This is a genomic window from Arthrobacter sp. I3 (assembly GCF_000520575.1).
GTDB lineage: Bacteria > Actinomycetota > Actinomycetes > Actinomycetales > Micrococcaceae > Arthrobacter > Arthrobacter humicola_A.
The window spans coordinates 1-11894 of record NZ_AZSB01000505.1 but is presented as its reverse complement, the minus strand read 5'-3'; the positions used below and the strand labels follow the sequence as shown (position 1 = coordinate 11894).

At 61.7% G+C, this 11894-nt stretch carries 13 protein-coding genes; 4 read left to right on the top strand and 9 right to left on the bottom strand.

Annotated features, from left to right (window positions below):
* Nucleotides 1-150: 150 nt before the first annotated feature.
* Entirely contained in the window at nt 151-396 is a 246-nt protein-coding gene (locus tag Y706_RS0101690; RefSeq protein ID WP_028275228.1) for a hypothetical protein, read from the bottom strand.
* A gap of 282 nt (nt 397-678) precedes the next feature.
* On the opposite strand from Y706_RS0101690, the gene Y706_RS28570 reads away from it, so the two are divergent.
* A complete protein-coding gene (locus tag Y706_RS28570) occupies nt 679-1038 on the top strand; it encodes a helix-turn-helix domain-containing protein (protein ID WP_156945033.1) in 360 nt (119 codons plus the stop codon).
* A gap of 456 nt (nt 1039-1494) precedes the next feature.
* Here the strand turns inward: Y706_RS28570 and Y706_RS0101685 are convergent, their stop codons facing one another.
* On the bottom strand, nt 1495-2304 hold the full coding sequence (locus tag Y706_RS0101685) for an HNH endonuclease (RefSeq protein ID WP_028275227.1): 810 nt from the start codon (nt 2302-2304) through the stop codon (nt 1495-1497).
* Nucleotides 2305-2421: 117 nt separating this feature from the next.
* Here Y706_RS0101685 and Y706_RS23010 point away from each other — a divergent pair, with 117 nt between their 5' ends.
* Nucleotides 2422-3183: a trypsin-like peptidase domain-containing protein gene (locus Y706_RS23010; RefSeq protein WP_162159049.1), complete on the top strand. Its 762-nt coding sequence runs from the start codon at nt 2422-2424 to the stop codon at nt 3181-3183.
* A gap of 234 nt (nt 3184-3417) precedes the next feature.
* Here the strand turns inward: Y706_RS23010 and Y706_RS0101675 are convergent, their stop codons facing one another.
* From Y706_RS0101675 to Y706_RS0101650, 6 genes are all read right to left on the bottom strand, one after another.
* Nucleotides 3418-4158 carry a hypothetical protein gene (locus Y706_RS0101675; protein WP_028275226.1) on the bottom strand — a complete coding sequence of 247 codons (741 nt, stop codon included), beginning with the start codon at nt 4156-4158 and terminating at the stop codon, nt 3418-3420.
* A 325-nt stretch (nt 4159-4483) separates the two neighbouring features.
* A complete protein-coding gene (locus tag Y706_RS0101670) occupies nt 4484-4819 on the bottom strand; it encodes a hypothetical protein (protein WP_156945032.1) in 336 nt (111 codons plus the stop codon).
* Between the two features lie 146 nt (nt 4820-4965).
* Entirely contained in the window at nt 4966-5415 is a 450-nt protein-coding gene (locus Y706_RS0101665) for a hypothetical protein (RefSeq protein WP_028275224.1), read from the bottom strand.
* A gap of 35 nt (nt 5416-5450) precedes the next feature.
* Complete coding sequence (locus Y706_RS27350; protein WP_028275223.1) at nt 5451-8162, bottom strand: BNR repeat-containing protein; 2712 nt, start codon at nt 8160-8162, stop codon at nt 5451-5453.
* A 79-nt stretch (nt 8163-8241) separates the two neighbouring features.
* On the bottom strand, nt 8242-8997 hold the full coding sequence (locus tag Y706_RS0101655) for a hypothetical protein (RefSeq protein ID WP_028275222.1): 756 nt from the start codon (nt 8995-8997) through the stop codon (nt 8242-8244).
* Between the two features lie 76 nt (nt 8998-9073).
* Nucleotides 9074-9274, bottom strand: a complete 201-nt coding sequence (locus Y706_RS0101650; RefSeq protein WP_028275221.1) for a LacI family DNA-binding transcriptional regulator — start codon at nt 9272-9274, stop codon at nt 9074-9076.
* Nucleotides 9275-9603: 329 nt separating this feature from the next.
* On the opposite strand from Y706_RS0101650, the gene Y706_RS0101645 reads away from it, so the two are divergent.
* The gene (locus tag Y706_RS0101645) at nt 9604-9858 is read left to right on the top strand and encodes a hypothetical protein (protein ID WP_216699089.1); all 255 of its coding nucleotides are present in this window, start codon (nt 9604-9606) and stop codon (nt 9856-9858) included.
* Between the two features lie 242 nt (nt 9859-10100).
* Here Y706_RS0101645 and Y706_RS0101640 read toward each other — a convergent pair whose 3' ends face one another.
* Complete coding sequence (locus tag Y706_RS0101640) at nt 10101-10640, bottom strand: hypothetical protein (RefSeq protein WP_156945030.1); 540 nt, start codon at nt 10638-10640, stop codon at nt 10101-10103.
* Between the two features lie 450 nt (nt 10641-11090).
* Here Y706_RS0101640 and Y706_RS0101635 point away from each other — a divergent pair, with 450 nt between their 5' ends.
* Nucleotides 11091-11870 (top strand): hypothetical protein, encoded by a 780-nt coding sequence (locus tag Y706_RS0101635; protein WP_028275218.1) that lies wholly within the window; start codon nt 11091-11093, stop codon nt 11868-11870.
* Nucleotides 11871-11894 lie beyond the last annotated feature (24 nt).

The following is an 11894-nucleotide window of genomic DNA, read 5'->3' as shown; positions in this document are numbered from 1 at the left end:
TTCGCGATGCTCGGCGGCCAGCCACTCGGAGGGCTCCTCGCCTCGCTTCTTGAGGTCGCGGAGTACAGCGCGATCAGTGGACCAGTTCAGTTCATCGTTCCTGCTCCACGGCGTCTCAACCACGGCGGGCAATTCCTCTTTCGCCATCGTCTAGGCCGATGCCAGGATCGGCTGCGGCGCCTGCTGGCCGAGGGTGTGTGCCGAGGCTTTGCGCTGCCAATCCTGAATGATTCGCATGACGTCAGCTGCGCTGCCCTCAAAGCTGGCGCGGGCACCGTGCGGCCCGTATTCGATGAAGACCACGCCAGTGGTCCTGTCGTCTTCGACCTCATCCTGTACTGCGTGAATGCTGCTCAAGGAGATGTATGTGCCGCCGAAATCTACAAGATCAATCATGGCTTTGTCCCTTTCTGGACTTCTAGGCCGGCGCGGTGGGGCAGTTCTCATTGCCCCACCTGCCGCCTAATAACAACCGGTCAAGCCGGCGATTCGTTGGGTACCGCATATTCGTTAGTTCCTATTCAGTTGGCTATTCAGTTATTCAGCTGGCGACTTGCTGCCGCTTCGGGCTGATGAATCAACTATTGCATGACTAGCGCTACTAGCGCAACTAGGCAGCGAAGGTTAATCCCTGAGACGGCTGTTTAGTAGCGCTACTTCCGCGTAAAGTAGCGGTTCATGGAAGCTAAAAAGATTTCAGAGCTGATAGAGAGGACCGGCGTCACGCGGCAAAAGGTTGCCGAGTCGCTGGGTGTATCAGTGGCTATGCTTCGCAAGTACGAGCATGGCTATGCACCGATGCCCGATGCCCGTCGCGCCATACTAGAAAAGCTGGCAGGCGGAGCTGGGGTGTCGTCAGGATCGCTAGGTGCCGGCAAGTCGGCGGCAGTTGTGCTCGCCGACATTCCCTTCTCTGCGCTTGTCGAAGAGGTTGCGAGGCGCACTCGAACTGGACAGGTGAAAGAGACGGGCTCAAGTGGCAAGGGTGCAAGGCGACCATTGCGGGCCGTGGCTTTCACTGATGTGACAGACGCTTAGACGCAAGCCACACGCAACCGCATTCCAATTGATCAAGAGGCCAGGTAGCTACGCACCTGGCCTCTTGTCATGCATGCGGTCAGGCTCAGGGCTGTAGCTGGCTGTCTAATGGCATGCACACGAGCAGAGCGGCGCCGGCATGAGGAGCTCATGGTATGGCTCCCAGTCCTCATATGCTGGCCGCTTAGCGGGCGCCAGTAGCTCGTCTAGCATCTTGCCGACGGCCTCTGCGTCTATCTTCACCATGCCCGCACACTAAGGCGCAGGGCCGACAGCGAGGGCTTGGCTGCGTCGCCAGGTGAAGGGGTGGGGGGTGCCCCTCGGCCGTGCTTTTCCCTCTTCCCGGGAGTCACAGCGGCTGAGGTAGCTCTCGGGTTGTCAGGTCCACGAACCCGACACAGCTAGCGGTTGCTATGCCAGCAGAGGAGCCCCGAAGGGCTCCCCGCTGACTGATTGCTACCGATTCCAGACCATGGGCAGCTGATGCGTGATCGCAAATCCAACCTCAGCCAACGAGCGCGGCGTGCCGTTGGGCTTGTACCACTGGCCCGCCGGTGCCGCCCTGCGTGCAGCGGTGTTCCTCGTGTGCTGCTCCTGGTCGACTTCCGTTAGGTGACTGGGACGCACACAGCGCTTCCTCTTCGGGTCGTTGTCCCAGTCTGTGCAGCCGTGGTCAAGCTGGACCTCGGGCGTAAGCACCCTGCCAGTCAACTGCTCATAGAGCCAACGGTGAGCCCTGACCTCACCCCGGCCCTGTCCAAGGTTGAACTTGGCATAGCCGTCGCCATTGACGATGCCGGCATAAATCCAGCAGCCCACCTCATCGTCGGCGGTCAGGTGGCGGGCGAACTTGTCTAGCTTGGCTTCATCACGCGGCCCGCGCATGTTGGCCACGACGGCTACGCCGTGGCGCCGGAAGTTTGAGTAATGGCTTCCGCAATAACCCAGCGTCTTGGCATCCCTCGAGCATCCTTCGACCGAGCACGGCGGCTTTGGCTTCGCTGGCGCTTTGGGCTTCAACTCCGTTGAGCCCGTTGTGATCTGGCGGTTGTAGTGCAGGCGGCAGAGGCCGGTAGCGTGGTGCGGCCGGTCGCACTCGGCCACGCTGCACCCCTTTACGAAGCCCAGCGGCGCAAGCTCGGCATTCCGCTGCCGTCGCGCCGACTCGTAGTGTGTCCGGCAGAGCGTGTGGAACACGCCAGTGCGGGGCCTGTCGCATCCGTCGGCGGTGCATGTGGTGGCGGTCCAGTCGGTCGGTACGTACATGGGGCAGTCCCTTGGGTCGTGGTGTTCTAGCGTCGAGCCCGCTAGGGGCCTTGAGGCAGTCGACATCCCCGGCGGTGCGGTTCGCCTGCTGAACCACGGATGCGGTTCAATGGCGCAATGGCACCAATCGAGCTCGCAAAACCGTCGCTGATGTCCCTGCGTATAGAAATGAGGTGGAAGGGGAAGAGCCTTGCAACAGGTACGGGCTTTGTCGTTACGCATGAAGACCAGCCGTATTTGATCACTAATTGGCACAACTTAGCCGGGCGTAATCCTGAAACCAACGACGTACTGTCTAGCCACGGAGTGACACCTGACCAAGTAGTGATCCTGCACAATAGGGCGGGCGCTATTGGCACTTGGGAACACAGGTCCGAGTCGGTGGTGGATGAGAACGAAAACGCTCTGTGGCTTGAGCATCCGGTGGGTGGACGTGCTGTGGATGTTGTCGCCCTGCCGCTGACCCAAACTGACGGTGTTGACCTGTATTCCTACTCCCTTGAGGAAGGCCCGAATGCACCCTTGTTGAGTCCCTCAACCAACGTGAACATAATCGGGTTTCCGTTCGGCAGAGCTTCCGCCGGGGGGATCGGCATCTGGGCTCGGGGAACCATAGCGTCCGAACCGTACGTGGACTATGGAGACTGGCCGCGCTTCCTTATTGATAGCAGAACTAGGAAGGGGCAGTCTGGATCGCCTGTTGTCTTTTATAATCCAAAGTTCCAGCCGATTACGCTCAAGACCGGAAACAGCATTACTTACACTGCACCAATCATGGAATTGCTGGGCGTTTACTCCGGGAGAATTAGCGAAGAGTCGGACATCGGCATGGTGTGGAAAACCGTCGTTGTGCAGGAAATCCTGGCAGCCGCAAGATAGGCGAATCAATGGGGTTGCCGCCGGGCGGCCTTACCTCTCAGGTGGATTCGAGCTCTTGCCAGGTCACCGTCCCGTCCGACCACAGCAGTAGTGACACGGAAACAGTTGCCCATTCATTCCGCTCTTCACGGAGTCGAAGCTGTTCAACAATACTTTTCACTCGGCAATCCTCTCTTTGTTCGTCATGAGGTGGTTGCACGCGGCCCCCGGGGGGGCCGCGCTGGTAATGCTGGGCTACAGCGCTGACACGTCGATCCGCGTCGTGTTGCGCTCCTGCATGGCACGCAGGTCTGCCTTGTACTTGGCGTCCCGCTCGGCGTCGGCCGCTTCCTTGGCCCGCCGGGCGGCTCGTGCAGGCTCCCGCAGCTCTTCCGTGACGGTGAAGGCGGCAACCTTGCCCACCGCCTCAAGCCGCGCCGTGATGTTGATGAAGTCCACGAGCTGCGCGCCGTTGACGGACAGCGTCGGTGCCTGCGTGGCACCCGATACCTGTAGGCCCTGGCCCAGGGCTCCGGCCTCGTTCAGCGCCTTGGCTTCGGCCAGTGCCGCTGCGTTCGCCTCGTTGCCAGCGGTAAGCGTGGCTCCCAGCTTGCGGAGGATTGCGGCCACGGCAGTGCTGGCGTCTTCCACCAGAGAGTCAACAGCTGTGGTGGAGAGAATCGCCTTGTCAGCCTTCAGCGTCTCGGCGCGCAGCCGGAAGCCTGCCTGACGGTTGGCATCGGCGGCGCTGGCAAGGTTCACCTTCAGCGCGGCAACCCGTGATGCGCGCAGGTCAAGCTCAGACCGCAGCACCGCGACGTCGTGAGCCACGGCCACGGCTTCGCCGGCCGCGTCAGCGGCAAGGACGTTGGAAAGTTCAGCGGAGGTTTCTGCATGGGCGGCGGTGGCGACTCCCAGGCGCCGGCTGACGGCTTCGAGATCGGCAGCGGTTGCAGTAGCAGCAGCCTTGGCGGCGGTCAGGTTTGAGGCAGTCATGATGAAGTCTTTCTGTAGGTGATTACCGCTGACGGGCTGACGCCCTCAGCGGTAAGAAATGGTTATGGGATGGCGTGCACGTCTGAATCAGGTACGGGCTTTCGGCTGGCGCCGACGCCCTTTCTGCTAGCGGTGCAATAGTGTCGCCGGTTCACAGGGCAACGAATCGGCAATCCGGACCCCTGAAGGGCCGGGACAGCCGCCGTGTTGATGGGCGAGATTGCGAGCAGGTTGCTACGTAGCTCCGCAGTGCCCCTGTTCTTCACCTCTCCGCTGAACCGGCGGAGCCGTGTTCAGCGGAAGCTGCTTATATAGAAGGACATTTTTAGAACGGCGGGTGAGTGTCTCCCCACGGCGCATTCCTGCCGTCAAGGGAGGCGTCCGCAGACCACCACTCCAGTTCCGCGTCAGTCCAGAAGTGGCCCTGAAGCGGCCTGCCCCAGGCGGCCCACTCGGGGAGGCCGGCACTGGAGCCCGGCACTGTGGCCAGATGAACGCTGGACGCATTGAACCGCTGCTTGCTGGCCAGTAGTGCAGCAGCCCTTGCCCGCTCCCAATGGCGGGTGACGGTCTTAGTCGTCTGCCCGGTGTCGGCAGCGATCGTCTCCCGATCGACAGACGTGAGGCCGTCAGGGTTGACCGTGTCTAGCATTGCGGTCATCGTGCGCTTCTCGGACGGTCGCAACTTCGCTGCAGCCACTGCCGTTTGGTACGTGTCCTTTTGGAAGTACGGCAACGCACGCCGCGCCGCCGCCTCTCGCACTTGGCGCAGTGCGTAGGCGGCGGCGTCCTCAGTAGCGCTCTGCACTAGGCGTGCACGCCCCGTTTGGCGTCAGCCCGCAAGTCAGCAGCCCGCTTGCCAGCCGCGCGGCGGGCATTCCTGGCTTCGACTTCGGCGCGCGTCTCGTAGCTGCTGACGGTGCGTTCCACTGCTGACGTAGGCAGGGGCAGCTCGAGCGGGAACCCGGCGTTAGGTCCGGTCCGGATGCGCTCGCCGACAAAACCCAACCGGGCCAGCGTTGTCAGGTGAACGCCTGCAGCGTGATTCGGCAGGCGCAGCTCGTTGCGCATCTGTTGCCACGTGCGCAGCACAGTGGTTCCCCCATGCAGATTGTTTGCCAGCCACTCACCTACGCGATTGTCCCCGGCGCTGAGACCGGGGGTGGTGCGCAGGGTGGCCAGCCATCGTGCTTTGAACACATTGACGCGCCCGGTTTGGGTGCTGGCGTCGTCGGTTTGGTCGGGAATCGTGGTCACGCGTACTCCTTGGGGGTTGAGTGGTGTCATTCGTGCTATTTGGCGTAGGCGTAGGCGAGCCAGGCCACGCCCGTGAGGGCAGTACTGGTCGGCGCCGTGCTGGCCGTCGTGAGCCCCGCCGCGCCGTTGGCTGCTAGCGCTGGCGGCAGGGACATGGCGTTGCTGTTCCCCGTCACGCCGCGCAGTGAGGTGCATGCTGTCGCCACTTCGCAGATGGCGGCGTAGTAGGTCCCGTCCGCCGGGACCGTGTACGCGCTCGACAGGTTGAGGGTCAGAGCCACGCCCGCAGCCCAGCCTGTTGTGTCGTCCGCCGTGACGCGGAGCTTGTTCCCAGCACCGTCGTAGAGTGCGAACCAGCGGCCCGTGAGGGTAGTAGCGCCCGTGCCGCACAGGAAGGTCAGCGACGTCACGACGGTGCCCTTCGGAAGCCAGAGAGCGTTGAGGCGCAACGTGCCCGAGGTTAGCGGGGACAGGACTGTTGATGAGATGATGCGCCGGTCCAAGGTGGACGCTATCGCTCCGGCTGGTTCGTACCTGTTTGCAATGGCGTTCATCTGTGCCCGTTGCACCGTGGTGGAGGCCTGCCGTGGCGGCGACACCGGGGGAGCGACGTACCTGTTTTCCGGCAGCGCATCCACCATGGTCATGTCCACGGTGAGGACACCGATATAGGCCGCTTCCTGATCGGCCTCAGACAGGTTCGTCGGAGACAGGATCATGCGGAGTTTGTTGGCCGGTGCAAACGCGTCATAGGTCGGTGCCCATGAGCCCTGGTTGAATCCGTAGAGCGGAACGGGCGTCCCGATGGTGGGCGATACCCGCAGCGAGTAGGTGTTTACCCCTTGTCCGTAGAGGGCGTAGGTTTTGCCGGTGGTGGTGGAGTACAGGCCGGGCCGGCCCATGGCAGACGGGGTGTTCAGTACTACATCGTTGACCCATGCGGTGCCGGTCCAGTAGATGTGATTCAGGGTCCTGGCGCCGCTGATGCCGAGCCGCAAAATGGCGTGGGGGTTGCCAGATGAGTCAATGGACGTGCCCTGCTGGTTAATGAGCCCCGCGGGGGCTCCTGCCACGATGATCGGCGCCATGTTGCTCGGCGGGATCGGCAGGGCCTGGGTTGCGCCCCCGGCCGTCTTCCAGGTCACGCCGTCATCGGTTGAGCACACATAGCCTAAGTCGTGGTTGGTGGTTTCGTCGGGGGTGTCGCGCCACATGTAGAAAACGTGGAGCTTGCCGCCCGCGTAGCCGATCCGGTTGATGTAGGCGCACTGGTTGGGGTTCACCGCGGGGAGCGTGCCGACGAACAGTTGCGCCACCCGTGCCCACGTTTTCGTCGCCTTTGAGTAGCGGTTGATGTAGTGGTTGCCGTCGCCGGAGCCGTCACCATTGCGCCAGAAAAACAGGAGGTCTCCAGAGGTGAGCCGCACGAACTGCGGGTAAGTGACCTTGTCCTCATTGGCTCCGGTCATGCCGGGCGAAACCCACGATGACACGTCGTAGGGGGTCGCCGAACGAATGTACTGGAGTGGGTCAACGTGGTGGTTGCCGGATACGTGAATGTACCCGTCGCCGTCCACCGCGACAACCATGCTGCGGTGGCCGTCAATGATCTTGATTTTCGTCAAGGTCGAACCGGTCGCCCCCGCCAGTGAGAACGTGTCCCACGTTCCAACTTCCGGCTTCTTCACCGCGATGCGCGGCTCAAGGTTCGCGTCCCAGTAGACCGCGTAGGAGTTGCCGTTCGGCGCAGTCGTGATCGCGTCCTGCGTGATCGTGGACGTGTTGGCCCCAGCGAAACCAGCGGCGGCGAACGGGAACTGTTCGAAGCTGATCGGCTGGGATGCCGGGGCATTGACTGCGCCAGGCGCAACGTAGACCGGCAGGTTCGCTTCTGGCACCTTGGAGTCGGGTCCGAGGGGGGCGACTCCGTCTGCTGCGTTCTTTTCGGAGGCATCGAGCTTGCCGGATGCGGAGTTGTCAGCGATGGCCTTCACGGCGGTGTTCGTTGCCGTGCCGGCGGTGTTGACCTTCGCCGCAGCAGCAGCGTCAAGGGCCGCCTGGGACTGGTAGATACCAACGGCATCGTCCGTGCTGAGCTTGTTGGCCGTGGCGTCAGCCACGAGGCCGGTCACTTCGATAGCCGTAGCGCTGGCAGGATTGGCCACAAGGGCACTGATGCCTGCGTCCGTCACCTGCGCTGCCCCTGCGGCGTCCAGCGCCGCCTGCGAAGCAGCTGCGGCCGATTCTGCTGCTTCTACTGCTGCGGCATGAGCGGAGGCGGCTAGCGCCTCTGCCTGCTCGATGCCGATGCCATCGGAGGCGGGGATGCGCACGACAGTCGTGAGGTCGATCGTTCCGTCGGAAGCCATCGAGAAGCTGTGGCCGGCGGGCGCGCCGCCGGGTGACGTGAAGCTGTAAGTCGCTGTCCACGTCCAGTCGGTGATGCTGAGGTCCGGGTCATCCGTGGCGATCAGCCGGACGCCGCGATAGGCGGGCTCGAAGGTGTTCTGCACTGGCGTGCAGAGGTAGCCCTCGGAGTCAAGCACGCCCTCGACGGTCGTGACCATGATCGTGACCGGGTTGGGGGTGGCCGTCAGGTCTACAAGGTAGGGGACCGATGCCGTGAAGCTGACCCGGCCGGCGGCCGGAATGCTGTCCGGCTCATGGTCATCATCAGCCCCGTCCCTGACGCCAACGATGAACTGGCCGGTGACGGTGCCGCTGGAGATGTTTGTGGGCAAGAGCAAATGAGCCTCCTAGGCTGTTTTTGGGCATAAAAAACCAGCCACGAGCGGGCTGGTGAGGGGCTGGTCTTCAGCTAGTCAGCTAGACGATCCGCTTGATGGCTCCCGTAACCGGGTCCATGTAGACGTTGGCGGCGACGCCGCTGATGGTGCTGTGGAAGGTGTTCTTAAGTGGGCCGGCGATGGTGTTGCCGGCGGCCGAGTCTGAGCGCATGTAGTTCGAGCCATTCCCCTGCAAGGTGGCCGTGCCGTTCGCTACCTGCACGGCGCTCGTCCCTTTGAACATCTGGATCGTTGTCGCATCGGTGAACACCTGTGCGCCATTGGAGAAGACAAGTGCGCCGGATGAGACGGACGGATCCAGGGTCATCGCTGAACCAACCTTTACCTTGCCGCCGGTGGTGACGTTGAGGTCGTTCTTCAACGTGGTGACGCCTTCAACTGAGAGCGTGCCGGTTGTCTTCGTTGGGCCGTTGAGGTTGGTCGGCCCGTTATTGGTGAATGTTCCGGTCGCGGTCACGTTCCCCGCGATGTCGGTTGTCCCGTTGATGTGGGTCGGCCCGTTTAGCTTCGTGTCGCCCGTGAACGTGGTGGGTCCGGACTGAGTAAACGTGCCAGTGAATGCCACGGTGCCGTCAGCCTGGAGCGTGCCCGTAATCGACGCCGTACCCGTGACCGACAAACCACCATTCTGGATCGTGATTACACCGCCGTCATACACTCGCAGACCATTGGAACCAATGGACGCGTTCTGCAGGGGAGACGCTGTCTCCAAGGTGCGGAGGCGCCGCAGAATGTCCTTGAGTTCGCCGCGGGAGAGGTCGTCGAGTCCAGCCATGATTAGTGTCCTACCTTCGTTGAAGTGCCGGCGGTGGCCGGAGTCATGCATGAGGGTTTGATGGGGTGGATGCGTGTCATGGCTCGGAAGTCCCTTCCGTGAGCCATCGCCATGAGCGTCCGCTGAGGATGACGCTCACTGTTTGTTTGCTGACGCCGTAGCATCTGGCCAAATCGGCCAGGGTGATGAGACCGGGAATGTAGCTGGCGCGGATGGTCAGCACTTCCTCGGCGGTCAGTTTGTGGTGGGGGTGTTGTTCCCCTTGAAGCAGGGGCATGGGCCTCCCTCTCGGTATTGACGAGCATTGACTAATGGGTAAACAAAAACAGCCAGACCTTGATGGTCCAGCTGTTCTTGTTGAATATGCTTCTTATGTGATGACTCGATGGGTCCAAACGCCACGAGCAGCAAGTCACTAGCTACTGTTGCTGGTTGCAATCAACTACCAGCCAGGCCTTTAGGCTTCGCCTACGGCCTGCTGAGGGTTGCTCGCAACTAGCAACTCTTTAACTAGCTTCTAACTTAAAGTGGGTGTCGGATTTCCCAAATGCCGACATGCTACTTGGTAACGATTTTGTAACGGCAGTCATGGGCTGCGATTCAGCCATGATTCGCCACCGGAAAGCCGTCGCCATCACCCTCGCGATCGCCGCCTACTGCCTCTCTGCGTGCGGCGCGCCGAAGGCGGCGCCGGCACCAGCAGCTACCGCGAAGCCCGCTGCGGCCGTCGTGGTTGACCCTGCGGCGGCCTACCGCGTGCCAGCGAACAGTGGCGCCGGGCCGCGCGTCTCCGAGATCACCGTCCGCGAGGGTCGGCTGATGGCCGGCGACTGGTGCGCTGACTTCGCACTGCCAAAGTGAAGGCGAGTGAGTTGGACGCTACAAACGTCGTCGCCGTTGCCCAGGCTCGGGTTTGAGCCGAGCTGGTGCCGAAAGGCCCACGGAGCCCAGTGGAGCGCCCCATGTCTCGTCGCATGTTTGGTCTTCCCGCTTTTCTGCACGCAACATGCGACGTCGGGCCGCCCCGGGACACGTTCGAAAAGTGCGGCCTTCAACAGCGTGGAGCTCGCGCAACCTCCGCGGAGGTTGCGCCCTTTGTCTGCCTACTTCGTCTTGCAGCTCCCCATGGCGTCGGACGAGAGTCCAAGCTTCAACCGAACCTTCTGGGCCGTGACGGTAGCCGTCGAGCTGGTCCACGCGTTCCAAGCCGCATTGAAGTTCGACTCCGTCGTCTGACTTGCGAGATTGGCGGCGCCGGTCAAGTCCGAGTACGTTTCCTCGGCCATTTTGGCTATGTCGGCCTTAACGGTGGCGGGCCACAAGACTTTCTCATCTGAAAAGGCTTCGATTTGCTTCCGGTAGCTGTCACGGGCAGCTGCCGCCGCAGTCGTTGACGCCTTGACGTTGAACGGCTGTGTCTCTACAGCCTTGTTGAGTTGGTCAATAGCGGTATTTGTCGGGCAGACGATGGACATGTACTTTTTTCCGGCCTCGTCATTGGCCATGATGGTCGGCAATGGCGTCGGCATCGGGCTCGCCGTGATTGTCGCCGATTCGGTCGCGGCAGCGGTTGCTTGTCCTCCGCCGCTGCAGCCGGCTAGAGTCAGCGCCGCCAATGCCAAAACGGCACACGTTTTCTTCAAGATATTTCTCCCTGCAGGTGTGAGTGATACCCGATAGTAAACAACCCAAGCGAGAGTTCCTGAATCGTCACCCAAAAGAAGCGGGGCATGAAGCGTGGCGACGCGGATTACCAATGCAAGGATGTGGGAGGTACATGTGTAGGTTCGGGCTTCGCGCCGCGCCCGCAACGCGTCCTAAGGGCGGCTGACGCCCGAGGATTCTTTAAGCGCTAGGCCGGATCGCTCCACAGAGCCGGCCATCAGGTCGGCGAGCTCCCCCGTGACCGACTCTGCTTTTGCGCTGTTTTCAGGAACGCCATGGTTCTACGCCGGACAACCCATGACTCAAATCGCAGCCTGAGCTTTATTCCCCCGGAAAGGCCATGCCCACCTTGACCTACCCGTATTGCCTAGCCACTACTGGTCCTTTCTCGGTCGGCCCAACAGGCCGCCCGCGTATAGGATCCGGGGATGGATTTGATTGTTTGTGGCGATGCGCTTTGGATCTCGTGTGGCACGTGGATCGCGTTTTGGAACGGCATGATCGGCGCGCTAGCGAGTGCTGTCCTTGCGGCTGGAGTGGCTTTGCTTGTCGTCTCGCTGGCAAACCATCACCAGCAGGGCTTGGCCGATGCTGCATTGGAGGAACAGCAGCGCCTAGCCTCGTTGGCACTTCAGGAACAACGCGACTTAGCTCTGGACGCACTGACCGAGCAGCGGAGGCTTGCGGCGAACGCTTCCCGGGACCAAAGGTTCCAATACCAGCGCGAACTACTTGAACAACGGAGTTCGATGGCGCTCCAGCTCGAAGCACAGCGAGCTGAGGCATCAAAGGGGCGATACTTTGCCGCGACAGCAGATCTCGTTACAGCTGTGGAAGCTTGCGCGAACACGTTTCGGCGGGGCGGCGATATCGAGGATGCATTTGTGCAGATGGAGTCTGCTCGCGTGCGTATGTTCTTTGACTCCGATTCGCCGGGTCTGATGGACGAACTCGAGTCCTGGACATATCTCATTTGGGAGCTCACGAAGCAAGCCGCCATCGAGTGGAAGCACCCGACCGCTGAGAGACTTCCCTTGCAGACCCTGACTGCTGCTACATCGCTCATGACGACATCGCTCACGCAATGGCATAGCGCCAGTGCAAGCCAGCAGGAGGAGATGCTTGGGCAGCTTCGCGAAACTCGACAGTGGGCGGGCGACCCGTCGGGAGACTATCGCGAACTCCTCACGCCTGACCCGTCCGCATGATCATCACGCCTTTCTTCTGAGTTG

Excerpts from the sequence above, each read along its gene's own strand:
- Y706_RS0101690 (WP_028275228.1), bottom strand. The coding sequence starts at position 396 with ATGATTGATCTTGTAGATTTCGGCGGCACATACATCTCCTTGAGCAGC.
- Y706_RS28570 (WP_156945033.1), top strand. The coding sequence starts at position 679 with ATGGAAGCTAAAAAGATTTCAGAGCTGATAGAGAGGACCGGCGTCACG.
- Y706_RS0101685 (WP_028275227.1), bottom strand. The coding sequence starts at position 2,304 with ATGTACGTACCGACCGACTGGACCGCCACCACATGCACCGCCGACGGA.
- Y706_RS23010 (WP_162159049.1), top strand. The coding sequence starts at position 2,422 with ATGGCACCAATCGAGCTCGCAAAACCGTCGCTGATGTCCCTGCGTATA.
- Y706_RS0101675 (WP_028275226.1), bottom strand. The coding sequence starts at position 4,158 with ATGACTGCCTCAAACCTGACCGCCGCCAAGGCTGCTGCTACTGCAACC.
- Y706_RS0101670 (WP_156945032.1), bottom strand. The coding sequence starts at position 4,819 with ATGACCGCAATGCTAGACACGGTCAACCCTGACGGCCTCACGTCTGTC.
- Y706_RS0101655 (WP_028275222.1), bottom strand. The coding sequence starts at position 8,997 with ATGGCTGGACTCGACGACCTCTCCCGCGGCGAACTCAAGGACATTCTG.
- Y706_RS0101650 (WP_028275221.1), bottom strand. The coding sequence starts at position 9,274 with ATGCCCCTGCTTCAAGGGGAACAACACCCCCACCACAAACTGACCGCC.
- Y706_RS0101645 (WP_216699089.1), top strand. The coding sequence starts at position 9,604 with ATGATTCGCCACCGGAAAGCCGTCGCCATCACCCTCGCGATCGCCGCC.
- Y706_RS0101635 (WP_028275218.1), top strand. The coding sequence starts at position 11,091 with ATGGATTTGATTGTTTGTGGCGATGCGCTTTGGATCTCGTGTGGCACG.